The organism is Bradyrhizobium sp. USDA 4452, from assembly GCF_054063575.1.
In genome coordinates this window covers 1665631-1689987 of record NZ_JBSSGK010000001.1, presented here as the reverse complement: position 1 = coordinate 1689987, position 24357 = coordinate 1665631, and the positions used below count along the sequence as shown (strand labels likewise).

The window sequence follows — 24357 nt, the reverse complement described above, 5'->3', positions numbered from 1 at the left end:
CCCTCAGCCCTGTCAGACCGCCGCGCCGAACTCCTGCTTGACCGCGGCGATGTCGGCGAGCGTCGGCAGGCCGGCCTCGTTGCCGAGCTTCTGGATCTTGAAGGTCGATGCCGCGCGCGCGAACTCGAAATGCTCATGCCAGGCTTTGCCGGGATTGGCGAGATAGGAATAGATATAGGCGCCGTGGAAGACGTCGCCGGCGCCGTTGGTGTCGATCACGCGCTTGCGCGGGATTGGAAACGCCGGCAGCGTTTGCACCTTGCCCGCCTCGTCGTACCAGAGCAGGCCGCGCTCGCCCATGGTGACGCCGCCGACCTTGCAGCCGCGGCTCTTGAGATAGTCGAGCATGTGCTCCGGGGTCTTGTCCATCTGCTCGCACAGCCGCTCGGCGACGATCGCGACGTCGATGAAGGCGAGCAGCTCGTGGGTGTTGGTGCGCAGGCCGCCGCCGTCGAGCGAGGTCAGGATCCCGTCCTCGCGGCACAGCTTCGCATAATGGATGGCGGCGTCCGGCTGGTGGCCGTCGATGTGCAGCGCGCGGCAGCCCTTGATGTTCAGGAGCGGAAAGGGGTGGATGTGCTGGTCGTCGCGGCAGCGCACGATGGCACGCTTGCCGTCGTTCGGCATGATGAAGGACAGCGAGGAGGAGTTCACCTTGCGCGGATGGAACGAGATGCCGTACCTGTCGGCCATGTCCCAGAACATCCGTCCCAGCCAGTCGTTGGCCATGGTGGCGATCAGGTCCGGCTCGATACCGAGCTTGGCGCAGCAGAACGCCGCGGTCACCGCGTTGCCGCCGAACGACACGGCGTAGGCGTCTGCGACGTGCTTTTCGTCGCCGACCGGCATGTGATCCGTGATGAAGGTGACGTCGATATAGGTCTGTCCAATGAAGAGAGCCTGCATTCGCTTCCCGTCGTCGCTTGGTGTGGTCCCGGCCGACGATGAGACTAGCACCGCTGGTCGGCCGATATCGCTGAAATTATTCGCAACCCTGCTTGGTTTACAGGTAGAGATGATGGATGTGCCGTCCCGTTCTGGTATGCGGCATAACGGCCGGTAGCAGGTCGCGGTTCCGGGATTCGCAAGGAGAAGCACAATGACGGCAGATTCGGGGAGGCCAATGCCATGATTACCGGTCTCGATCACGTCGTCGTCCTCACCGGCGACATCGCTGCCGCCAGCGCCGCCTATGAGGCGCTGTTCGCGCGGGCGCCGGCCTGGCGCAACAGCGGCGACGGCGCCGACCGCGTGCTGTTCACGCTCGACAACACGACGCTGGAATTGATGGCGCCGCGCGGCGACGACGCGGCCGCCCAGCGCGTCCGCAGCGCGCTCGTCACGCAAGGCGAGGGGCTTGCGAGCCTCTGCTTCCGCACCAGCGATATCGCCCGGACGCACCGCAGGCTGGATCGGTTGACGCTGAAGCCCGAGCCCGTCGCCGAGGTCGAGAGCCGCGACGAGGCCAGCGGCGCCACGCTGTCATGGAAGCGGACGCGCGCGGCGACCGATGCGACGCGCGGTGTGCGCATGTTCTTTTTGGAGCGGGAGCAGGAGCGGCCGCTGTCGGTGCGCACCACGCCGGCCTCGATCACCGCGATGGATCATGTGGTGGTGTCGACCGCCGATCCGGAACGCGCTGCTGCGCTCTATGGCGCGCGGCTCGGGCTCGACATGGCGCTCGACCGCTCGCATCCGGAATGGGGCCGGCTGATGTTCTTCCGCTGCGGCGACCTCGTGGTCGAGGTCACGCACCGGCCGGCCAAGGACAGCAGCAAGGCGGAGACCGACGCGCCGGACCGGCTGCGCGGCATCTGCTGGCGCGTCGCCGATATCGAGGCCACGCGCGCCCGGCTGGTTGCCGCCGGGGTCGACGTCTCGGAGATTCGCACCGGCCGCAAGCCCGGCACGCGCGTGATGACCGTACGCAACGGCACATGCGGCGTGCCGACGCTCCTGGTGCAGCCCTCACAGGGGAAGCCAGACTAGGGGCGTTCGTTCTGCGTGTCGTCACGGCAGCGTGCGTGGCGCGCAAATGAGTTCTATTCGTCATTCCGGGCTCTCGCTGCGCGAGCCCCGGAATGACGAAAGAGAAATATTCCCGCATGGCCGTCACGACAACATTCGTTCTCAAACGCTGCGCGTCATGCTACACTTGACAGTTCAGCATCACCGGGCGATCGATTTGGCGAAAGCAAAGCGGATACAGAGATGGCAGCGCGATCCCCAGGGGATGCGGCTGCGGATTCTCGAGGCGGCCAAGCAGGAATTCGCCGCCCACGGCCTCGCCGGCGCGCGGGTCGACCGGATCGCGGCCAATGCCGACGCCAACAAGCGCATGCTGTACTACCATGTCGGCAACAAGGAGGATCTCTATCTCGAGGTGCTGGAAGGCGCCTACGAGAAGATCCGTGCCGAGGAGCGCAACCTCGATCTCGAGCATCTCGATCCGCCCGAGGCGATCGGACGGCTGATTGATTTTACGTGGAACTATTTTCTGCGCAATCCCGAGTTCCTGGCGCTGCTGAACACGGAAAACCTCGCCAAGGCAAAGCACCTGAAGCGCTCGACCAAGGTCAAGTCGATGCACTCGCCCTTTGTCGAGATGATCCGCACCGTGGTGAGGCGCGGGGTCGAAAGCGGCGATTTCCGCGACGCGGTCGATCCGGTGCAGCTCTATATCTCGATTGCGGGGCTGGCGTTCTTCTATCTCTCCAACAGCGCCACCTTGAGCGTGATCTTCGGCCGCGACCTGCTCAAGAAGGACGCCCGCGACGAGCGCCTCGAGCACATGACCGCGCTGGTGCTGGCGGCGCTGACCGGCAAGTCCACTGCAACGTTTGGCAGCGCGATGCCGGTGCTGCGCACGGCCGAACACAGGGCGGTGTGAACGCATCGCAGCCCTGTAGCCCGGATGGAGCGAAGCGCAATCCGGGCAACTCTATCCGTGGACAGATCGGTCCCGGATTGCGCTTCGCTTCATCCGGGCTACGCGTCCTTCATCGATAAAAATTTCGTCTGACGAAAGTCGCGTGCTTGCCGCGATTTTACCGCGCGCGAGGGGCTGGACAGTATTTATCCAACGGGTTAATTTCTGCACGAACAGAGAAAACTGCAAGGGAGTGTGGCGTGGCGGAGGCAAAGAGCCCTTCGGGCCTGTCGGGGGTGCTGAATGCGGCGTGGGTGCGCCCGTTCCTGTTCCTGGTGGTCATCGTGGTGGCCTGGGACCTCGCGATCCGTCTGTTCCACATCCCGGCCTATCAGATCCCGTCGCCTGGCGACGTCGTCGCGGTGCTGTGGAGCGACTGGCCGGAGCTGCTGCGGCAGTCCTGGCCGACCACCTATGCGACGATCTGCGGTTTCCTGCTCTCGGCGTTGTTCGGCATTCCCACAGCCATGCTGATCGCGGGTTCGAGGACTGTCGAGAGCTACGTCTATCCGCTCTTGGTGTTCTCCCAATCCGTGCCGAAGATCGCAATCGCGCCGCTGTTCGTGGTGTGGTTCGGCTTCGGCATCATCCCCAAGGTGATCTCCGCGTTCCTGCTCGGCTTCTTCCCCGTCGTGGTCTCGGCGGTGCAGGGCTTCAAATCGGTCGATCCCGATATGGTCGACCTGGCGCGCGCGATGCAGGGCAGCCGCTTCAAGGTGTTCTGCGCCGTCAACCTGCCGCATGCGATGCCCGCGATCTTCTCCGGCCTGAAGGTGTCGGTGACGCTTGCTGTGGTCGGTGCCGTGGTCGGCGAATTCGTCGGCTCCAATTCCGGCATCGGCTACGTGATGCAGCGCTCGATCGGCACCTTCGACCTGCCGACGATGTTCGCCGCATTGGTGATCCTGGCGCTGCTCGGCGTCATCCTGTTCTGGATCGTCGACCGCATCGAGCGGCTGGTGATCCCCTGGCACGTCAGCCAGCGCGACGACATCAGCTTCGCGTCCTAGCGCAGCAACCGGACAAGCGGCCCACGCAAGGACCGCGGTACAATAAAGGGAGAACAACCATGAAGCGTTTGATTGCGGTCGCCGGCGCCGCACTGGCCTGGACCGCGCTCGCGGTGGCGCCGGCTGCTGCGGCCGACAAGGTCGTGCTGATGCTGAACTGGTACGTCTATGGCGAGCACGCGCCGTTCTATTACGGCAAGGCCAAGGGCATCTATGCCGCCGAGGGTATCGACCTCGAGATCCAGGAAGGCCGCGGCTCGGCTGCGACGACGCAGGCGGTGGCGGCCAAGACCGCCGATTTCGGCTATGTCGACGTGCCGACGATGATGCGCGCCGCGGTCAAGGGCGCGCCTGTGATTGCCACCGGCGTGCTGCTGCAGACCAGCCCGATGTCGGCGATGGGCTTCGTCGACAAGAACATCAGGAAGCCGGAAGACATCAAGGGCAAGACGGTCGCGATCACCCCTGCGGATTCGATGACCCAGATCTGGCCGCTGTTCCTGAAGAAGACCGGCCTGAAGGAAAGCGACTTCAATACCGTCGCCGGCGACGGCCAGACCAAGCTCAACGCCGTGATCAACGGCCAGGCCGATCTCCTGCTCGGCTACGTCATGGACCAGTCGATGAAGATCAAGGACGCCACCGGGAAGGACGTCTATCCGATCAAGTTCGCCGACTACGGCATCAACATGGTGTCGTCGGGCATCATCGCGAACTCCGACTATGTGAAGGCCAATGCCGATTTGGTCCGCCGTTTCATGTCGGCGACGACCAAGGCGGTGGAGGCAGCCGAGAAGGAGCCGAAGGCGGCGGCGCAGTCGATCCTCGACGCCAATCCGAAGGGCGGCAAGCTCGACACGCTGACGCAGGGCTTCGAGCTGACGATCCCGCTCTATCGCACGCCGGAGACCAAGACCAAGCGGCCGTTCCAGGTCACCGACCAGAACATGACCGAGTCGGTCGATCTGATGGTCGAGTATGGCGGCCTCGACGCCAAGGCGAAAGCCAATCCGAAGGCGTTTTACACCAACGACTATCTGCCGAAGGGTGACTCGTAAGCCATGAAATCGGCAATCAAGAGCGCTGCCGAGCAGCCCGCCGCGCATCTGCGCCTGGTCTCGGACCGCGCGGCCGGCGCCACCGCCGGCATCAAGCTGTCGGGCGTGTCGAAGACCTACCGCTCGCGCGACGGCGACGTGCCGTCGCTGCGGCCGCTCGACTTCACCATCAACGACGGCGAGTTCTTCGTCGTGGTGGGGCCCTCCGGCTGCGGCAAGTCCACGCTGCTCAAGATGATCTCCGGTCTGCTGCCGCCGACCACGGGCGAGGTGCTGGTCGACGGCGAGCCGGTGACGAAACCGCACGGCAATGTCGGCATCGTGTTCCAGAACGCGCTGTTGCTGCCGTGGCGCAACATCCTCTCCAACGTGATGCTGCCGATCGACATGAAGCAGCTCGCCCGCGACAAATATCTCGCCCGCGCCAAGGCGCTGCTGAAGCTGGTCGGGCTCGAGGGCTTTGAGAAGAAGCTGCCGTGGCAATTGTCCGGCGGCATGCAGCAGCGCGCCTCGATCTGCCGCGCGCTGGTGCACGATCCCAAGATCATGCTGATGGACGAGCCGTTCGGCGCGCTCGATGCCATGACGCGGGAGCGCATGAATGTCGAGCTGATGCGGATCCAGCGCGAGACCGGCAAGACGGTGCTGCTGATCACGCATTCGATCCCCGAAGCCGTATTCCTCGCCGACCGCGTGCTTGTCATGACCGAGCGGCCCGGCGCGATCGCCGCGATCTACGACGTGCCGATGCCGCGGCCACGCTCGCTAGAGACGATGTCCGATCCCGTCTTCACCGAACTGGTGCAACGGATCCGCAAGCATTTCTTTACCCAGGGGTCGCTGGACTAACACCGAGCCTCCAATGCCGCCTCGCCTCAGAGTCAACGATATCGCTTTCTTCGAACGGCCGCTGCCGTTCGTCCGGCCGTTCCGATTCGGCGCGGTGACGATCACGGCATCGACGCAGCTGTTCGTGCGCGTCGAGATCGAGGTGGAAAGCAAGGGCCGCGCCACCGGCGCCAGCGCCGAGATGCTGGCGCCGAAATGGTTCGACAAGCGGCCGCACCTGACGGAAGCGCAGTCGCTCGACGGCCTGCGCCGCTCGCTTGCGATTGCGCGCGAACTCTATCTGGCGAAGGGCTTTGACACCGCGTTCGGCCGGCATGCCAAATGTATCGGCCCGCAGGTTGCGGCCTGCGCCGCGGAGGATATTCCGCCGCTCACCGCCGGCTTCGGCCCGGCCGAGATCGACAAGGCGATCCTGGATGCGTTGCTGCGCGCGGCCGGCGTGAATTTCTTCGAGGGGATGGCCGGGAATATCGCCGGTATCGATGCGCGGCTAACGCCGGATCTCGACGACGCGGTCATCGCGCGGTTCCTGTCGACGCGCAGGCGGCCGGATCGTGTCGCCATCAGGCATACGGTTGGGATGGACGACACGGTTGAGGGAGACGGCGGCGTCGCCGACCCCAACGAGAATGCGGATGCGCGCTATTTCAAGCTCAAGCTAAACGGCGATCCCGCCCATGACGCCGCGCGGCTGGCGCGAATCGGCCGAGAGCTCGCAAGGCTGCCTTACGCCACCAAGGTCACGCTCGACGCCAACGAGCAATATGCCGACCTTGCGGCGTTGAGCGCACTTGTCGACCGGCTCGATCACGACGCGGCGCTTCGGCCGATCGCGGCAAACCTGCTCTACATCGAGCAGCCGATGCCGCGTGATATCACCAAAGCCTCGCCGCTCGGGGGGCTGGCCACGCGCAGCTTCATCATCGATGAGGCGGACGATTTCTATGATGCCTTCCCGCAGGCGCGGGCGCTCGGCTATCGCGGCATCTCCTCGAAATCGTGCAAGGGCATCTACAAGTCGGTCATCAACGCCACCCGCGCGGCAGCGTGGAGCGCGGATGGCGGCGAATATTTCATCAGCGGCGAGGACCTGACCTGCCAGGCCGGGCTCGGCGTGCAGCAGGACCTTGCGCTTGGTGCGTTGATCGGCGTCGCCCATGCCGAGCGCAACGGACATCATTACGTCGACGGCTTTGCCGACACCCCGGCCGACGAAGCCGACGCTTTCCTCACCGCGCATCCCGATCTCTACACGCGCGCCGGCGGCAAGGTTCGCCTTGCGATCCATGACGGCGATCTGCTGACGGGATCGATCGCCGCAGCATCAGGCTTTGCAAGTTCGATCCATCCGGACTGGTCCACCATGCAGCCGCTGAAGCGGCCAACACCACGCCTTTCGCAGGAGCAGACGATATGACGACCAAACGCCTCGGCCTGATCATGAACGGCATCACGGGCCGGATGGGTCTCAACCAGCACCTGATCCGCTCGATCGTCGCGATCCGCGAGCAGGGCGGCGTGCTGCTCGCCAACGGCGACCGCATCATGCCCGATCCGATCCTGGTCGGCCGCGACGCCGAGAAGGTCGGCGCGTTGGCGAAGCGCTACAACATCGAACGGCACACCACCGATCTCGATCGCGCGCTCGCCGACAGAAATGACACCGTGTTCTTCGACGCGGCCACGACACAGGCGCGGCCCTCGCTGCTGACCAAGGCGATCAACGCCGGCAAGCATGTGTATTGCGAAAAGCCGATCGCGACCAATCTCGAGGAAGCCGTTGCGGTGGTGAAGCTCGCCAACGCCAAGGGGTTGAAGCACGGCACGGTGCAGGACAAGCTGTTCCTGCCGGGCCTGAAGAAGCTCGCCTTCCTGCGCGACTCCGGCTTCTTCGGCCGCATGCTCTCGGTACGCGGCGAGTTCGGCTACTGGGTGTTCGAGGGAAGCTGGCAGGAGGCGCAGCGGCCGTCCTGGAACTACCGCGCCGAGGATGGTGGCGGCATTATTTTGGACATGGTCTGCCACTGGCGCTACGTGCTCGACAATCTGTTCGGCGAGGTCGAGAGCGTGGTCTGCATCGGCACCACGGACATTCCCGAGCGCTATGACGAGAAGGGCAGGAAGTACCAGGCGACCGCCGACGATTCCGCTTACGCGACTTTCAAGCTGAAGGGCGGCGTGATCGCCCATATCAACATGAGCTGGGTGACGCGGGTTTACCGCGACGACCTCGTCACCTTCCAGGTCGACGGCACCCATGGTTCGGCGGTGGCGGGCCTGACCGACTGCATGATCCAGGCCCGCCAGGCAACGCCGCGGCCGGTGTGGAATCCGGACGAGAAGCGGCTGCACGATTTTTATGCCGACTGGCAGAAGCTGCCGGAGAACGTCATCTACGACAACGGCTTCAAGGAGCAGTGGGAGATGTTCATCCGCCACGTCTGCGAGGATGCGCCCTACAAATACACCCTGCTGGAAGGTGCCAAGGGCGTGCAACTCGCCGAATGCGCGCTGAAGAGCTGGAAGGAGCGACGCTGGATCGATGTCGCCCCGATCGTGGTCTGAGAAAGGGCTTTGTCATGAACAAGCCGGTCCTGCCGATGTCGTCGCTGTCGCTGAAGCTGCCGACCGCTGGCGGCAGCCTCGAAACCTATCGCCTGGCGGCGTCGCGGAGCTTTCCGGCAAAGCTCGAGGGTGCGCTCAATCGCGTCGCGTTCTCCGCCGCCCATGTGGTCGCCGATCCGCGTGCCGATGTCGATCCCTGGCTGACGGCTGCGATCGATTGGGACCGGACAATCGCGTTCCGCGAGCATGTCTGGGACCTCGGCCTCGGCGTCGCCGAGGCGATGGACACCGCGCAGCGCGGCATGGGCCTCGATTGGCCGACCTCGCTCGAGCTGATCCGGCGCTCGGTGAAGGCGGCGAAGGCCAGAGGCGACGCGTTGGTGTTCTCGGGCGCCGGCACCGATCATCTCGCGGTCGAGGACGCGAAGTCGATCGACGACGTGATCCGTGCTTATGAGGAGCAGATCGCGGCGGTGGAGAAAGCCGGCGGCCGCATCATCCTGATGGCCTCGCGAGCGCTCGCGAAGCTCGGACAGAGCGCGGAGGATTACGCAAGGGTCTATGACCGCGTGCTCTCGCAGGTCCGCGAGCCCGTGATCATTCACTGGCTCGGCGACATGTTCGATCCGGCGCTATCTGGCTACTGGGGCACGGCCGATCTCGACACGGCGATGGACACCGCAGTTGCGATCATCAACGCCAATGCGGCCAAGGTCGATGGCGTCAAGGTCTCGCTGCTCGACAAGCAGCGCGAGATCGACATGCGACGGCGGCTCGATCCGCGCGTGAAAATGTACACCGGCGACGATTTCAACTATGCGGAGCTGATCGCCGGCGACGACAAGGGTTTCTCGCATGCGCTGCTCGGCATCTTCGACGCGATCGCGCCGGCAGCGTCCTATGCGCTGTCGCGGCTGGCTGCGGGCGACGCGGCCGGCTTCCACGACGTGCTGGGCCCGACGGTGCCGCTGTCGCGCCACATCTTCAAGGCGCCGACCCGCTTCTACAAGACAGGCATCGTGTTCATGGCGTATCTCAACGGGCATCAGGATCATTTCACGATGGTCGGCGGGCAGGAGAGCGCGCGCTCGACCGTTCATCTCGCCGAGCTGTTCCGGCTCGCCGACCAGGCCGGGCTGCTCGCCAATCCGGAGCTGGCGACGCAGCGGATGAAGACCGTGCTCGCGACGCGGGGCATCGACGCCTGATGCGCGACTTCTCCAACGATCATCGCTGGCTGTCGCTGAATACGGCGACGGTCCGCAAGCAGGGCGATCTCCTCGCCATCATCGATGCCTGTGCGCGTCACGGCATCCGCGCCATCGATCCCTGGCGCGACCAGGTCGCCGCCGTCGGCCTCGAGCGCGCCGCGCGTGCGGTGCAGGACGCCGGGCTCGACCTGTCAGGCTATTGCCGCGGTGGCATGTTCACGGCTGACAGCGCGCATCGCAGCGAGGCGCGCGACGACAACCGCCGTGCGGTCGACGAGGCGGCAGCGCTCGGCGCGTCCTGCATCGTGCTGGTGGTCGGCGGCCTGCCGCAATATTCGCGGCCGGGCAGCGCAGCGTCCAAGGACATCGCGGCGGCGCGCGATCAGGTGCATGACGGCATTGCCGAGCTGCTGGACTATGCGAAGCAGGCAAAGCTGCCGCTTGCGATCGAGCCGTTGCATCCGGCCTATGCCGCCGACCGCGCCTGCGTGAACACCACGAAGCATGCGCTCGACATCTGCGACGCGCTCGATTCCGGCCGCACCGGCGCGATCGGCGTCGCGCTCGACGTCTATCACATCTGGTGGGATCCCGAGCTCAAGAGCCAGATCGCGCGCGCAGGCAAGGATCGCCTGCTCGCGTTCCATGTCTGCGACTGGCTGGTGCCGACCAAAGACATCCTCAACGATCGCGGCATGATGGGTGACGGCGTGATCGATATCAAATCGGCGCGCGCGATGGTCGAGGCGCAGGGTTTTGCGGGCTATTCTGAGATCGAGATCTTCTCGAATGACTGGTGGGGCCGGCCGCTGGATGAGGTGCTGCAGACCTGCATCGAGCGGCATCGGACGGTGGTTTGATCCGACGGCAGGTTCGGTGGACAAGGCGAAGTGTGCCCGGTATTCCGGATGCGGTGGGTATGAACGGCGCTAAGGGCCGTTGAACCCCGCGGTCCGGACCTTCGGAGCACGACATGCGTTTGAGCGATTGCCACAATTTCCACGACTTCCGCGAGCTGGCGAGGCGGCGGCTTCCGGGGCCGATCTTCAACTATATCGACGGCGGGGCGGACGACGAGGCGACGCTTCGGCAGAACACCGCGAGCTTCGAGCGTTGCGATCTGGTGCCGAATATCCTGCGCGGCGTCGAGAACGTCGATCTCTCGGTCACCGTGATGGGCCAGAAACTGGCGACGCCGTTCTATTGTTCGCCGACCGCGTTGCAGCGCCTGTTTCATCATCAGGGCGAGCGGGCCGTCGCTGCTGCCGCGGCGAAATACGGTACGATGTTCGGCGTGTCCTCGCTTGGCACCGTGAGCCTGGAGGAATTGCGCAAGGCCTATGCGACGCCGCAGGTCTATCAGTTCTATTTCCACCGGGACCGCGGCCTGAACACGGCGATGATGCAGCGCGCTAAGCAGGCCGGCGTCGACGTGATGATGCTGACGGTCGACAGCATCACCGGCGGCAATCGCGAGCGCGATTTGAGGACCGGGTTCTCGATTCCGTTCCGGCTGACGCTCGGCGGCATGCTGCAATTCGCCATCAAGCCAGCCTGGGCCATCAATTACGTCACGCATGAGAGTTTCAAGCTGCCGCAGCTCGATGAGCATGTCGATATGGGCAGCGGCACGATGTCGATCGGGCGCTATTTCACCGAAATGCTCGATCCGGCGATGACATGGGACGACGTCTCGCAAATGGTCCGGCAGTGGAATGGCCAGTTCTGCCTGAAGGGCGTGATGTCGGTCGATGATGCCAAGCGCGCGGTCGAGATCGGCTGCACCGGCATCATCCTGTCCAATCACGGCGGCCGACAGCTCGATGGCTCCCGGGCGGCGTTCGATCAGCTGGCCGAGATCGTCGATGCCGTGGGCGACCGGATCGACGTGATGATGGACGGCGGCATCAAGCGTGGCAGCCACGTGCTGAAGGCGCTGTCGCTGGGCGCCAAGGCCGTCGGGCTCGGACGATTCTATCTTTATCCGCTGGCATCGGCCGGCCAGGCCGGAGTCGAGCGGGCGCTTGGTCTGTTGCAGGCGGAGCTGGTGCGGGACATGCGGCTGATGGGATGCTCCTCGGTCAGCCAGCTCTCCCGTGCAAACCTGCGGTTCAGATAGCCGCCCATTATCCCGCCATCACGAACGGTCCTGCGTCAACGCGGCGCCGATCTGCTCCAGCGCCCAATCGACCTGATCGGGCGTAATCACCAGCGGCGGGGCGATCCGGATGGTGTGGTCATGGGTGTCCTTGGCGAGGATGCCCTTCCCGCGCAGCACCTCGCAGTAGCGGCGCGCAGGACCGGCTTCGGGGCGAAGCTCGACCGCGAGCATCAGCCCGCGTCCGCGCACTTCGCGAACCGTGTTGGGCACGAATGATCCGCAATCCCTCGAGGAAGCGCGCGCCTTGGGCGGTCGCGTTCTCGATCATGCCTTCGTCGACCAGCACGCGCAGCGCCGCGCGCGCGATCGCGCAGGCGAGCGGATTGCCGCCGAAGGTCGAGCCGTGCTGGCCGGGCTTCAGCGTGCCGAGCACCTCGTTGTTCGAGAGCACTGCGGAGACCGGATAGAAGCCGCCGGACAGCGCCTTGCCGAGCAGCGTGACGTCGGCCTCGATGCCTTCGTGCTGTTCCGCCAGCAGCTTGCCGGTGCGCCCGAGCCCGGTCTGGATCTCGTCGAGGACCAGCATGATGTTGTTGCGGGTGCAGAGCGCGCGGACTTCGGCGAAATAGCCGGCGGGCGGAATGATGACGCCGGCCTCGCCCTGGATCGGCTCGACCAGGAAGGCGACGGTATTCGGCGTGATCGCATCTTCCAGCGCCCTGGCGTCGCCGAACGGAATGATCCTGAAGCCCGGCGCGAACGGACCGAAATGCTTGCGGGTATCAGGGTCGGTGCTGAAACCGACGATCGCAAGCGTGCGCCCATGGAAATTGTCGGCGCAGACGATGATCTCGGCCTGGTCGTCAGGCACGCCCTTGACCTCGTAGCCCCATTTGCGCACCGACTTGATGGCGCTCTCCACCGCCTCTGCGCCGCTGTTCATCGGCAGCACCTTGTGCGATCCGGTCAACTCGGCGAGTTCCTCGTAGAACGGGGCGAGCTGGTCGTTGTGGAAGGCTCGCGAGGTCAGCGTCAGCCGGCCGGCCTGCTCGACCATGGCGGCGAGGATCTTTGGATGGCAATGACCCTGATTGACCGCCGAATAGGCCGACAGGCAATCGAGGTAGCGTTTGCCGTCGGTATCCCAAACCCAGACGCCTTCGCCGCGCGACAGCACGACGCCGAGCGGCGCGTAGTTCTGGGCGCCGAACCGCGCTTCCCTTGCGATGAAATCGGAGACTGGCGGACGCATGCTTCGTCACTCCAGTTGCGCCGGCACGATGGGTGCCGCCCTGCATATTATCACTGATTTGGGTATCGGCCCGCGCGGCTTAAAGGATTGCTGTGGACCAAATTCGGTCCATTCTGTTCGTGCTGCGCTACGAATCCTGATCGCGGTGCGCGAGCTCGAGCGTGACGAGCCGGGCGAGCAGTGTCGCCGGATAGAGCTGGCCGAAGATCGCCTCGACATTGCAGAGGCTGCGCGCAATCGGATGCAGCGGCGCGACGTCGCCATAGCCAGTCGTTGTGAGCGTGGCGAAGGAGAAATAGATCAGCTGGCTCGCGAGCGATGGCCGGTCCTCGACCTTCATGCCGGCAAACGCATCCGGCACCAGCGTGCCGATGAAGGTGTAGAGCGCCGCGAAGATCACCGCCACCGTAAGATACAGCAGCACCGCGCCGATCACGCGGTGATAGGTGACGCGTCCCGGCGCGAAGGTCGCGCGCGCGACCGTCACCGCCATCGTGATGCCGACCAGCAGCCACGAGGCGGCGAACAGATTGAGATCGAGGATCGAGGGCGAGCGCAGCCGCAGGATCGCGCCGGTCACGATCATCGCGAGCGCGACCAGCATCGTGACGACGGCAATGGCGCTGCCCGACATCACGAATACGCCGCCGACCAGGAAGATGGCGAGCAACAGCTCGAACACCTGGAACTCGAACAGGCCTAGCGCCTGCAGCGGCGCCACCACGAACATCATGATCACGAGTAGCACGGTGAGCACCGTCAGCAGCGAATCGCCCCAGCGCTCGCGCAATTGCCCTGTCGTCATCGGATCAAGCACCGCGCCGGCATGGCACGCTGAGGAAGCCGCGGAAGCGCACCCGGCCGCCGCGCACCGGCTCGCCGTCGAGCACATAGTTGGGGAAGCGCTTGAGGAAGCGCGAGATCGCGATGGCGCCTTCGAGGCGCGCCAGCGCCATGCCGGCGCATTGATGCGCGCCGGTGCCGAAGGCGAGGTGGCGGTTCGGCGTGCGCGCGACGTCGAAGTCTTCAGGGTTGGGGAACTGTGCGGGGTCGCGGTTGGCGGCGCCGATGCACAGCGTGACCAGTGTGCCGGGCGGCAGCTTGATGCCGCCGAGCTCGGTCTCCTCCACGATCATCCGGTTGCCGAGCTGGTTCGAGCTCTCGTAGCGCAGCATCTCCTCGACGGCGGTCTTGATCAGCTCGGGCTGCGCGATCAGCCGCTGCTTCTGCTCGGGATGTTGGGTGAGCGTCACCAGCCCGTTGCCGATCAGGTTGGTCGTGGTCTCGTGGCCGGCGTTGAGCAGGAAGATGCAATTGTGCAGCAATTCCTTCGCGGTCAGCCGCTCGCCATTGTCCTCACCCTGGATCAACCGCGTCAACACGTCGCGTTCGGGATTGCCCGGCTTGGCGCGGCGGCGTTCGACCAGGGTTTCGAGATAGGCGAGGAAATCCTTCACCGCATCATTGCCGCGGTCGAACGCGTCCTTGCCGATCACCGGCTCCAGCGCGCCCAGGATCGCCAGCGACCAGTCGCGCAGCGGCTCGCGCTCGTCGTGCGGCACGTCGAGCAAATTGCCGATCACCTCGACCGGGATTGCGGAGGCGAAGTCGCCGATCAGCTCGAAGCGGTCGCGGGTCTCGATCCGGTCGAGCAGGCTGTCGACCAGCGCGATCAGGTCCGGCTCCATGCCGGCGATCGCCCGCGGCGACAAGGCACCCATGATCAACCGCCGCACGCGGGTGTGCGCCGGCGGGTCATTGAAGACGAGGCTGGTCGTGTGATGCTCGTAGAGCAGCGAGTTACCGTATTTCGGCAGGAACTCCTTCTTCTTGTCGGAGGAGAACGTCCTGGTGTTCTTGTAGGCGGCGATCAGGTCGTCGTAGCGGGTGAGAAAATAGCAGCCGTTCGGCAGCCGCTTGACGGGCGCGTGTTCGCGCAGCGCGCGATAGGTCGGGTAGGGGTCGGCGTAGAAGTCAGCCGTCAGCTTTTCCAGGTCGAAGCGGTCAGCCAGCTCTCGCGCGTGCCCGTTCATGGCGGATATCCAGCCCTTTATTAGTTTCATTTGCAACTATCGTAAGCTGCGGGCAAGGGCCGCGCAACACAATTTGCAGGATCGGGAGCAGCGCGCCGTGCGCCGCGCGATGCGAGGAAATCGCAGAGCCATATGCGGTTTTGCGCTTTGATGAAGCTTGCGCGCGCCTCTACAGTCGCGGCCAAACAACAGAGAGCCGGAAACGCCGATGCACGCCCGAGCCGAGTCCGCGGCCTCCTGGCCCGAGGAGATTTTTTCGATTCTGCAGCGCTTCGAGGTGCGTCAGGTGCCCTATGTGCCGGACGCCGGGCATTCCGAACTGATCGAGCGCGTACTGGGATCGTCTTCGATGCGCGGCATTGCGCTGACCACCGAGGAGGAGGGCGTGGCGCTGCTCGCAGGCGCCTGGGCCGGCGGCCAGCGCGGCGTGCTGCTGATGCAGTCGAGCGGGGTCGGCAATTGCATCAACATGCTGTCGCTGGTGCAGATCTTCCGCCTGCCGTTCCTCACCCTGGTGACGATGCGCGGCGAGTGGGGCGAGTTCAATCCCTGGCAGGTGCCGATGGGCTCGAACACCCAAGGCATTCTCGAATTGGCGGGGATCAAGGTGCTGCGCGCCTCGCGTCCGGACGAGGTGCGCGAGGTCGTCGAGGCCGGCGCGGCGCAAGCCTACAACGCCTGCACGCCAACCGCCGTGCTGCTGTCGCAGCGTCTGATCGGGGCAAAGGTCTTCACCAAATGAGCAAAGCCAATCTCCTCGACCGCCGCGCGGTGGTTTCCGAACTGCTCAGGGATCGCAAGGGCGCCTTCGCCGTCGGCGGCCTCGGCGCCTCGACCTATGACATCGCCGCCGCCGGCGACCACGACCGCAACTTCTATCTCTGGGGCGGCATGGGCGGCGCCGTGATGATCGGGCTCGGCCTCGCGCTGGCCCAGCCGACGCTGCCGGTCGTCGTGATCACGGGTGACGGCGAGATGCTCATGGGCATGGGAAGCCTTGCGACCGTCGCGCTGCAGCAGCCGAAAAACCTCTCGATCATCGTGCTCGACAACGAGGCCTATGGCGAGACCGGCGGCCAGGCCAGCCATACCGGCGGAACCGCCGATCTCGTGGGTGTTGCCAAAGCCTGCGGGATCGCCGATAGCCGCGCGATCAGCACGATGGCTGAGGTCGAGGCTTTTGCGTCGTCTTTGCAAGATGTTACGGCCGGACCACGGTTTGCCAGCGCGAAGATCGATGGGACCAATCTGGAGCGCGTGCTGTCCAGCCGCGACGGCACCTACATCGTCAACCGCATCAGAGGGTCGATCGGCCACACTCCAATTTAAAGTAGCTCTCGCGGTGCAATAGAACCTTGACTTTTGGTAAAGTGAGTGATTACTCACGACCCAAATGTCGACCTTACGCATGACGAGTGACTTGCGGCGTCAGTTGATCCTGAGCGCCGCAAAGCGGTGTTTCGCCCGCAACGGCTTTGCCGGCACCACGACCAAGAGCGTGGCGGCCGCGGCTGCCATTTCAGAAGGGCTGCTGTTCAAGCACTTCCCATCGAAGGCGGCACTCTACGCCGAGATTCTTGCCGAGGAGTGCGAGGCGGATCCCGATCTCGTGCATCTGCTCGGCCAGGAGCCGTCGACTGCGACGCTGGTCGAACTGGTGCAGGGCATGGTCGGCCACTTCATGCAGCTGCGCGACGCGCCGGACCAGGAAGAGGCGCAGCGGATGCGGCTGATGGTGACGAGCCATCTCGACGATGGCGAGTTTGCGCGCCTGCTCTACGACAAGGTCGGCAAGCTGATCGGCCCGACCTTCGCTGCCTCGCTCGAGCGCGCGATCGCCGCCGGCGAAGCGACGCGGATCGGCGACGAGCCGCTCAACCTGTTCTGGTTTGCGCACCATACCGTGCTTATGGGCGCGCTGACGCAGCTGCCTGCGACACCATGTCTCCCCTATGGCGATGCCGCTGCGGCCGAGCGGCAGCTCTGCCAGTTCATTCTTCGCGGCATCGGACTTACCGAAGCCGCAATTTCAACTCATTTGGGCCGCCAGCCGTCGCCGAGCGCAGGACCGTCGGTAACTGCAGAAAGTGCATGACATGAATATTCAGACCGAAAGCCACATCTCGGGGCAACCGATCAAGGAGAAGCAGGCCAAGCGTCCCGTCCGTCTGGTGCGCTGGTTCATCATCGTGGGATTGTTGCTGGCCCTGCTGGTCGGCGCGCTGGTCGGCTTCAACGCCTTCCGCAGCCACATGATCGCGCAGTTCTTCGCCAACAATAAGCCGCCGCCGTCGAACGTCTCGGTCGCCGAGGCGAAGACGGAAGTGATTCCGAATCTGCTGACCGCCGTCGGCGATCTCGTCGCGGTGCATCAGGTCAACGTCACCAGCGACGTGTCGGGCCGTATCACCGAGATCCTGTTCACGGCCGGCAGCCATGTGAAGGCGGGCACGCCGCTGGTCCAGCTGTTCGATGCTCCGGAGCAAGGCGACCTTGCCAACTACAAGGCGCAGGCGACCGTGGGCGAATTGCAACTCGATCGTGCCAAGCAGCTCGCGTCGCGCCAGTTCGGTCCGCAGTCGACCGTCGACACGGCGCAGGCTGCTTACGACCAGGCCAAGGCGGGCATCGCCAAGACCGAAGCCCTGATCTCGCAGAAGCTGGTGCGTGCACCGTTCGAGGGCGATCTCGGCGTGCGCCAGGTCGAAGTCGGCCAGTATCTGACGGCCGGCACGCAGATCGTGTCGCTGACCGACCTGTCGGTGCTGTATGCGAACCTGACCGTGACCGAGAAGCAGAGCTCGCAGATCAAGGTCGGCCAGCTCGTGCGGGTCGCAGTCGACGCCTATCCGGGGCGCACCTTCGAGGGCAAGATCACGACCGTCGAGCCGCAGATCGCGACCGAGACCCGCAACATCCGGGTGCAGGCCACGATCCAGAATCCGGACAGCATCCTCAAGCCCGGCATGTTCGCGACCACCACGATCGTGATGCCCGAGAAGCCACCCGTCGTGACCATTCCCGAAACCGCGGTTGACTACACGCTGTACGGCGACTCGGTGTTCCTGATCACGGAGAAGAAGGGCGACGACGGCAAGACCACGCTGACCGCCGAGCGCACCTTCGTGAAGACCGGCAATCGTGTGCAGGGCCGCGTCGAGATCCTCAAGGGCCTGAAGGCCGGGGACAAGGTCGTGGCCGTCGGCCAGATCAAGCTGCAATCGGGCATGCCTGTCGAGATCTCGAAAGATCCGGCGCCGCCGGTTCCGGCCGAGCCGCCGCGCTACTGATCTTCACAATCTGAACTCGGAGGGCCGGTTGGCCCTCCGCCACATGTTGCCGCAACCGGCAGACAACACGAATCGAGTTGGCGATGGCCTTCACTGATATTTTCATCAAGCGCCCGGTGCTGTCGGTCGTCGTCAGCTTGCTGATCCTGTTGATCGGCTTGCGCGCGGCGATGGTGCTGCCGATCCGGCAATATCCGAACCTGTCGAATACCGTCGTGACGATCACGACGTCGTATCCCGGCGCGTCGCCGGAGCTGATCAACGGCTTCATCACCACGCCGATCGAGCAGGCGGTCGCGTCGGCCGAAGGCGTCGACTACATGACGTCGAATTCGGTGCTCGGCACCTCGACGATCCAGGTCTACGTCAAGCTCAATCACGATCCGAACCAGGCACTCACCGAAGTCCTCGCCAAGGTCAATTCGGTCAAATATCTGATCCCGAAGGAAGCCTTCGATCCGGTCGTGACCAAGGCGACCGGTGACACCATCGCCGTGATGTATCTCGGCTTCTCCAGCGAGGAGCTGACCGGATCGGCGATCTCGGACTATCTGACCCGCGTCGTGCAGCCGGTGCTCTCGACGGTCGACGGCGTCGCATCGGCCGACATCCTCGGCGGCCAGACCTTTGCGATGCGCGTCTGGCTCGATCCGACTCGGATGGCCGGACGCGGCGTGTCGCCGAACGACGTTGCGGCCGCGATCGCAGCCAATAACTTCCAGGCGGCCGCCGGCCAGACCAAGGGCTTCTTCATCGTCTCCAACGTCTCGGCCAATACCGACCTGCAGAACATCGATCAGTTCAAGCGAATGATCGTGAAGGCGAAGGACGGCGGCTTCGTGCGCATCGAGGACATCGCGACGGTGGAGCTCGCGGCGCAGTCGACCGACGCCAGCGTCGCCTTCAACGGCGAGCATGCGATCTTCATCGGCATCAAGGCGACGCCGCAGGGCAACCCGCTGACCCTGGTGAAGGGCGTCCGCGCGCTGTTCCCGGACCTCGAGCGCAACCTGCCGCCCTCGATGAAGATGAAGGTGGCCTACGACTCCACCAAGTTCATCCAATCGTCGATCGACGAGGTCGAGAAGACGCTCACCGAAGCGGTCCTGATCGTGGTCGTCGTCATCTTCCTGTTCCTGGCCTCGCTCCGCTCGGTGATCATCCCTGTCGTCACCATTCCGCTGTCGCTGGTCGGCGTCTGCATCCTGATGCTGGCCGCAGGCTTCAGCTTCAACCTGCTGACGCTGCTGGCGATGGTGCTGGCGATCGGTCTCGTGGTCGACGACGCCATCGTGGTGGTGGAGAACATCCATCGACATCTCGAGGAGGGCCTGCCACCGGTGCAGGCATCGCTGAAAGGTGCGCGCGAAATCGTCGGTCCGGTCATCTCGATGACGATCACGCTCGCCGCGGTGTACGCGCCGATCGGCTTCCTCGGCGGCGTCACCGGCACGCTGTTCCGCGAATTCGCCTTCACGCTGGCCGGCTCGGTGATCGTGTCGGGCGTGATCGCACTGACGCTGTCGCCGATGATGTGCTCGGTGTTCCTCAAGAGCGCTGAAGAGGGCCGTTTCGCCAAGCTGGTCAATCGCGTGTTCGGCGCGGTGACGCGTGCCTACGGCCGCCAGCTCGACCGTTCGCTCGACTACCGCCCGATCACGGCCCTGTTCGCCGTGACCATCCTGGGTCTGGTCGGCTTCCTCTACATGCACATCCAGAAGGAACTGGCGCCGCAGGAGGACCAGGGCATCGTGTTCGCGGTGACCAAGGCGCCGAAATACGCCAACATCGACTACATCGATTTCTACGGCGACAAGATGGACAAGGAGTTCCAGAAGTTCCCCGAGACCGACCTGCGGTTCATCCTGAACGGCATCACCGGCCCGCAGGGCGGCTTCGCCGGCATGCTGCTCAAGCCGTGGGATGAGCGCAAGCGCTCGGCCCAGACGCTGCAGCCGCTGGTGCAGGCCGAGCTGTCGAAGATCGAGGGCGTCAGCGCGTTCGCGTTCAGCCTGCCGCCGTTGCCCGGCGGCCCCGGCGGTCTTCCGGTGCAGATGGTGATCTCTTCGACCGCCGGCTTCCAGCAGGTGTTCGACCAGATGAACAAGCTGAAGGAAGCCGCGCGCAAGAGCGGCCTGTTCATCGTCACCGACAGCGACCTCGACTTCAACCAGCCGGTGGTCCGCGTGAAGGTCGATCGCTCCAAGGCGAGCGACCTCGGCATCACCATGCAGTCGATCGGCGGCGCGCTGGCGACGCTGCTCGGCGGCAACTACGTCAACCGCTTCAACCTGGAAGGACGCTCCTATCAGGTGATCCCGCAGGTGCCGCGCGCCGCCCGCCTCGCGCCGGAATCGTTCGACAACTATTATGTGCCGACCGCGACCGGGCAGCTGGTGCGGCTGTCGACCGTGGTTTCGGTCGAGACCGGCGTCGATCCGAACGCGCTGACGCACTACAACCAGCTCAACTCGTCGACCTTCCAGGCCGTGCCGATGCCCGGCGTCTCGATGGGCCAGGCGGTCGAGTTCCTGCAGGGTGAAGCCAAGAAGCTGCCGTCCGGCTTCAGCTACGACTTCCTCGCCGACTCCCGGCAGTACGTCCATGAAGGCAACCAGCTGCTGGTCACCTTCGCGTTCGCCATCATCATCATCTTCCTGGTGCTGGCGGCGCAGTTCGAGAGCCTGCGCGATCCGTTCGTGATCATGATCTCGGTGCCGATGGCGATCGTCGGTGCCCTGATCCCGCTGTTCTTCGGCGTTGCCACCATGAACATCTACACCCAGGTGGGCCTCTTGACGCTGGTCGGACTGATCACCAAGCACGGCATCCTGATGGTGGAGTTCGCCAACGAACTGCAGCTCAACGAGGGACTGGACCGCCGTTCGGCGATCGAGATGTCGGCCCGGATTCGCCTGCGTCCGATCCTGATGACGACGGCGGCCATGGTCACCGGCCTGCTGCCGCTGCTCACGGCCTCGGGCGCCGGAGCGGCGAGCCGCTTCTCGATCGGACTCGTCGTCGTCACCGGCATGACGATCGGCACGCTGTTCACCCTGTTCGTGCTGCCGATGGTCTACACCGTGATCGCGACCGACCACCAGGCCGCCGCCCGTTCGGACCGCGCCAAGCAGATCGCCGACTACGAGCTCGAAGGCCGCGGCGGCGCCTTGAAACCGACCTGAGCCCTCCAAGCTCATGCTCGCAGGGAAGGCGGCACTGGCGAAAGCCACTGCCGCCTTTTCTTCGTCTCGTGCTAGCCTCGCCGCAAAGATTGGGAGGAAGCAGGCATGGCGAGCGAATTTGCGGCGGGCAATTACCGGTTCATTCCGGCCGTGTTCCAGTATTCAAGCGGTGCGCAGGCCAACGCTGGGTATGAGATCGAGCGGGTGCGCTTCGATCGCCTAGTGCCGCTTGCGGAAGGCTTTGCGCGGATTGCGGCCTACATCAAGGACGCCGGCCGGCCGCTGACCTCGTTCTGCGCCTGCGAGCTGCGTTCGCCGGCTGCCTTCACCGAGGACGGCTTCCGCGCCTTCAACCAGCATTATGTCAAGACGCTCGCCGAATGGGGTCTGTTCGATGGCACCATCAATCCGGTGGCGCGCAGCAATGTCTGTCCCGAGATCGATCCGCCGGCCGAGCCGTCGTTCCACGCGTTCTCGTTCACGCGGCCGAGCACGAGCACGTCACCGTCCTTCGTGATCGCCGGCGGCGCCGAGGCACGCAGCGGCACGGCGAGCTACCCCGACCGCATCGTCTGCTATCGCGATCTCAGCCCCGGCGCGTGGCGCGAGAAGGTCCGCTTCACTGCCAGTGAGATGGAGCGCCGCCTTGCCGAATTCAGCTTCGGCTGGCAGGACACGACCGCGGTGCAGGCCTACACCGTGCACGACATCCATCCCGTGATCGTCGACCAGCTGGTCCGCCGCGGCGCCACGCGCTCGGGCCTGACCTGGCACTTCTGCCGGCCGCCGGTGATCGATCTCGAATACGAGATGGATTGCCGCAGGGTGCTGCGCGAGGTGGTAATTTAGCCGAGTAATCTGACGCGCGCACTGCTAGGCCCGTCGTCCTGAGGAGCGCGTAGCGCGTCTCGAAGGATGCACGGCCACCAGCCGGGCCGTCGACCCTTCGAGACGCGCGTACCGCGCTCCTCAGGGTGACGGGGGAAGAATGGGGTTCGCTGCGGTAGGGCAGCGACGGGCCTCACCGCGCCTTCGGATCGAGCGCGTCGCGCAGGCCGTCGCCGACCAGGTTGAACGACAGCACGACCAGGAAGATCGCAAGCCCCGGCCAGATCGCCATCCATGGCGCGCTGGTCAGGAAACGTTGCGCGGCATTGAGCATGCTGCCCCAGGACGGCGCCGGCGGCTGCTGGCCGAGGCCGAGGAAGGACAGCGCGGCTTCGGCGATGATCGCGGCAGCGATCGACAGCGTGGCCTGCACCAGCAGCGCCGGCAGGATGTTGGGCAGGATGTGGACCAGCGCGATGCGCCAGCGCGGATTGCCCATGGCGCGCGCCGCCTCGACATAATCCTCGACCTTGACGCTCATCACCTGGCCGCGGGTCAGGCGGATGAAAATGGGTGTCGCCGAGACGCCGATCGCGATCATGGCGTTGCTGAGACTTGGGCCCAGGAACGCGGCCAGCGCAATCGCCAGGATCAGGAACGGGCAGGCCAGCATGGCATCGGTGATGCGGCTGATCAGCGCGTCGATGAAGCCGCCGCGATAGCCGGCGACGAGGCCGAGCGGCACGCCGATCGCAAGCGCGATGCCGACCGAGATGACGCCGGCGAGCAGCGAGGCGCGGGCGCCGAACACGACGCGCGCGAGCACGTCGCGGCCGAGCTCGTCGGTACCGAACCAGTGCTGCATCGACGGCGCCTTGCGCACCAGCGACCAGCTCGTCGCGACCGGATCGTAGGGCACGATCAGCGGCGCGAAGACGGCAAGCAGAACAAAGAGCGCGATCACGGCAAGGCCCAGCACGGCGCCCTTGCGCCGGATCAGCCGCCGCAAGGCGCGCCGTGCCGGACTCTCGAGCGTCTCGGCGGCTGCATGCGAAGCGAGGGGACTGAGTACGGCGTCGGTCATCCGGTCAGCTCCTCAGCCGCGGGTTGACTAGGATGTAGGCGATGTCGGCGATCAGATTGAGCGTGATGTAGATCGTCGCCGTCGTCAGCACCACGCCCTGCACGACCGCATAGTCGCGGTTGAATACGGCGTCGACGATCAGCTTGCCGAAGCCCGGGATCGAGAAGATCTGCTCGGTGAGAACCGCACCCGACAGCAGCGTGCCGAGCTCGAGCGCACCGAGCGTGATGATCGGCGTCAGCGCATTGCGCATCGCATGCTTGAGGATCACCGTGCGCTCGGACAGGCCCTTGGCGCGTGCGGTGCGGACATAGTCGCTCTCCAGCACCTGCAGCATCGCGCTTCGTGTGTGTCGCATCAGGACCGCCGCGATCGCATTGCCGAGCACGAAGGCGGGCATCACGGACGCGGCGAGGCTGGCGCGCCAGTTTTCGGTGAGCGGCACATAGCCGGAGGCCGGCAGCCAGCCAAGTTCGACGGAGAACAGGAAGATCAGCATGATGCCGAGCCAGAAATTCGGCGTCGAGATACCCCACAGCGCGAACAAATTGGCGCCGTAATCCCAAGCGGTGCCTTTCTTCACCGCCGAGATGATGCCAGCGGGGATGCCGATCAGGAAGGCGACCACGATCGCCATGCCGGCGATCTGCATCGTAACCGGCAGCTTCTGCGCGATCAGGCTCGACACCGGCATCTTGTTGCGCAGGGACTCGCCGAGGTCGCCCGTCAGCACGCCCTTGACCCAATAGGCATATTGCACCGGGATCGGTTGATCGAGGTGATATTGCTGGCGGATCTGTTCGATGACGGCCGGATCGCGCTCCTCGCCGGCCATCACGAGTGCCGGATCGCCGGGCAGCAGATGTTGCAGCGAGAAGATCAGCAGCGAGACGAAGAACAGCGTCGGGACCAGCTGAACCAGCCGCTTGGCGAGGAAGTTCAGCATGGTCGGTCTCGCATGC

Annotated in this window: 21 protein-coding genes and 1 pseudogene; 16 read left to right on the top strand and 6 right to left on the bottom strand. The window is 64.9% G+C overall.

What is annotated here, in order from left to right; genetic code table 11:
* Nucleotides 1-12: 12 nt before the first annotated feature.
* Nucleotides 13-906, bottom strand: a complete 894-nt coding sequence (locus tag ACVISU_RS08135; protein WP_456706576.1) for a sugar kinase — start codon at nucleotides 904-906, stop codon at nucleotides 13-15.
* A gap of 222 nt (nucleotides 907-1128) precedes the next feature.
* Here ACVISU_RS08135 and ACVISU_RS08130 point away from each other — a divergent pair, with 222 nt between their 5' ends.
* The 10 genes from ACVISU_RS08130 to ACVISU_RS08085 all read left to right on the top strand — a co-directional run bounded on the left by ACVISU_RS08130 (nucleotide 1129) and on the right by ACVISU_RS08085 (nucleotide 11741).
* Entirely contained in the window at nucleotides 1129-1989 is an 861-nt protein-coding gene (locus ACVISU_RS08130; RefSeq protein WP_456706575.1) for a VOC family protein, read from the top strand.
* Nucleotides 1990-2233: 244 nt separating this feature from the next.
* Nucleotides 2234-2890 (top strand): TetR/AcrR family transcriptional regulator, encoded by a 657-nt coding sequence (locus ACVISU_RS08125; RefSeq protein ID WP_456706574.1) that lies wholly within the window; start codon nucleotides 2234-2236, stop codon nucleotides 2888-2890.
* A 239-nt stretch (nucleotides 2891-3129) separates the two neighbouring features.
* A complete protein-coding gene (locus ACVISU_RS08120; RefSeq protein ID WP_456706573.1) occupies nucleotides 3130-3939 on the top strand; it encodes an ABC transporter permease in 810 nt (269 codons plus the stop codon).
* A 59-nt stretch (nucleotides 3940-3998) separates the two neighbouring features.
* Nucleotides 3999-4997 carry an ABC transporter substrate-binding protein gene (locus tag ACVISU_RS08115; RefSeq protein ID WP_456706572.1) on the top strand — a complete coding sequence of 333 codons (999 nt, stop codon included), beginning with the start codon at nucleotides 3999-4001 and terminating at the stop codon, nucleotides 4995-4997.
* Between the two features lie 3 nt (nucleotides 4998-5000).
* Entirely contained in the window at nucleotides 5001-5846 is an 846-nt protein-coding gene (locus ACVISU_RS08110) for an ABC transporter ATP-binding protein (protein ID WP_050404576.1), read from the top strand.
* Between the two features lie 13 nt (nucleotides 5847-5859).
* On the top strand, nucleotides 5860-7263 hold the full coding sequence (locus ACVISU_RS08105) for a hypothetical protein (protein ID WP_456706571.1): 1404 nt from the start codon (nucleotides 5860-5862) through the stop codon (nucleotides 7261-7263).
* On the top strand, nucleotides 7260-8411 hold the full coding sequence (locus ACVISU_RS08100) for a Gfo/Idh/MocA family protein (protein WP_456706570.1): 1152 nt from the start codon (nucleotides 7260-7262) through the stop codon (nucleotides 8409-8411). The genes ACVISU_RS08105 and ACVISU_RS08100 overlap by 4 nt, the downstream gene beginning before the upstream one ends.
* Before the next feature lie 14 nt (nucleotides 8412-8425).
* Complete coding sequence (locus tag ACVISU_RS08095; RefSeq protein WP_456706569.1) at nucleotides 8426-9619, top strand: dihydrodipicolinate synthase family protein; 1194 nt, start codon at nucleotides 8426-8428, stop codon at nucleotides 9617-9619.
* On the top strand, nucleotides 9619-10482 hold the full coding sequence (locus ACVISU_RS08090) for a sugar phosphate isomerase/epimerase family protein (RefSeq protein WP_456706568.1): 864 nt from the start codon (nucleotides 9619-9621) through the stop codon (nucleotides 10480-10482). Before ACVISU_RS08095 ends, ACVISU_RS08090 begins: the two co-directional genes overlap by 1 nt.
* A gap of 113 nt (nucleotides 10483-10595) precedes the next feature.
* Nucleotides 10596-11741, top strand: coding sequence for an alpha-hydroxy acid oxidase (locus ACVISU_RS08085; protein WP_456706567.1), 1146 nt, complete (start codon nucleotides 10596-10598; stop codon nucleotides 11739-11741).
* A gap of 18 nt (nucleotides 11742-11759) precedes the next feature.
* On the opposite strand, the pseudogene rocD reads toward ACVISU_RS08085, so the two are convergent.
* The 3 genes and pseudogenes from rocD to ACVISU_RS08070 all read right to left on the bottom strand — a co-directional run bounded on the left by rocD (nucleotide 11760) and on the right by ACVISU_RS08070 (nucleotide 15008).
* Nucleotides 11760-12975 (bottom strand): annotated as a pseudogene (gene rocD, locus ACVISU_RS08080) (ornithine--oxo-acid transaminase).
* Nucleotides 12976-13102: 127 nt separating this feature from the next.
* Nucleotides 13103-13780, bottom strand: a complete 678-nt coding sequence (locus tag ACVISU_RS08075; RefSeq protein ID WP_456706566.1) for an ion channel — start codon at nucleotides 13778-13780, stop codon at nucleotides 13103-13105.
* A gap of 4 nt (nucleotides 13781-13784) precedes the next feature.
* Nucleotides 13785-15008, bottom strand: a complete 1224-nt coding sequence (locus tag ACVISU_RS08070) for a cytochrome P450 (RefSeq protein WP_456706565.1) — start codon at nucleotides 15006-15008, stop codon at nucleotides 13785-13787.
* 208 nt (nucleotides 15009-15216) lie between these two features.
* On the opposite strand from ACVISU_RS08070, the gene ACVISU_RS08065 reads away from it, so the two are divergent.
* The 6 genes from ACVISU_RS08065 (at nucleotide 15217) to cnbZ (ending at nucleotide 22332) form a co-directional block, all read left to right on the top strand.
* On the top strand, nucleotides 15217-15750 hold the full coding sequence (locus ACVISU_RS08065; RefSeq protein ID WP_050404568.1) for a thiamine pyrophosphate-binding protein: 534 nt from the start codon (nucleotides 15217-15219) through the stop codon (nucleotides 15748-15750).
* Nucleotides 15747-16337: a thiamine pyrophosphate-dependent enzyme gene (locus tag ACVISU_RS08060; protein WP_456706564.1), complete on the top strand. Its 591-nt coding sequence runs from the start codon at nucleotides 15747-15749 to the stop codon at nucleotides 16335-16337. Before ACVISU_RS08065 ends, ACVISU_RS08060 begins: the two co-directional genes overlap by 4 nt.
* A 64-nt stretch (nucleotides 16338-16401) precedes the next feature.
* A complete protein-coding gene (locus ACVISU_RS08055) occupies nucleotides 16402-17103 on the top strand; it encodes a TetR/AcrR family transcriptional regulator (RefSeq protein WP_050404566.1) in 702 nt (233 codons plus the stop codon).
* A 1-nt stretch (nucleotide 17104) separates the two neighbouring features.
* A complete protein-coding gene (locus ACVISU_RS08050) occupies nucleotides 17105-18298 on the top strand; it encodes an efflux RND transporter periplasmic adaptor subunit (RefSeq protein WP_050404565.1) in 1194 nt (397 codons plus the stop codon).
* Nucleotides 18299-18381: 83 nt separating this feature from the next.
* Nucleotides 18382-21483, top strand: coding sequence for a multidrug efflux RND transporter permease subunit (locus ACVISU_RS08045; RefSeq protein WP_050404564.1), 3102 nt, complete (start codon nucleotides 18382-18384; stop codon nucleotides 21481-21483).
* 105 nt (nucleotides 21484-21588) lie between these two features.
* On the top strand, nucleotides 21589-22332 hold the full coding sequence (gene cnbZ, locus ACVISU_RS08040) for a 2-amino-5-chloromuconate deaminase CnbZ (protein WP_456706563.1): 744 nt from the start codon (nucleotides 21589-21591) through the stop codon (nucleotides 22330-22332).
* Between the two features lie 172 nt (nucleotides 22333-22504).
* Here the strand turns inward: cnbZ and ACVISU_RS08035 are convergent, their stop codons facing one another.
* Together ACVISU_RS08035 and ACVISU_RS08030 are read right to left on the bottom strand one after the other, a co-directional pair.
* Complete coding sequence (locus ACVISU_RS08035; RefSeq protein WP_456706562.1) at nucleotides 22505-23395, bottom strand: ABC transporter permease; 891 nt, start codon at nucleotides 23393-23395, stop codon at nucleotides 22505-22507.
* 4 nt (nucleotides 23396-23399) lie between these two features.
* Nucleotides 23400-24341, bottom strand: a complete 942-nt coding sequence (locus tag ACVISU_RS08030) for an ABC transporter permease (protein ID WP_456706561.1) — start codon at nucleotides 24339-24341, stop codon at nucleotides 23400-23402.
* Nucleotides 24342-24357 lie beyond the last annotated feature (16 nt).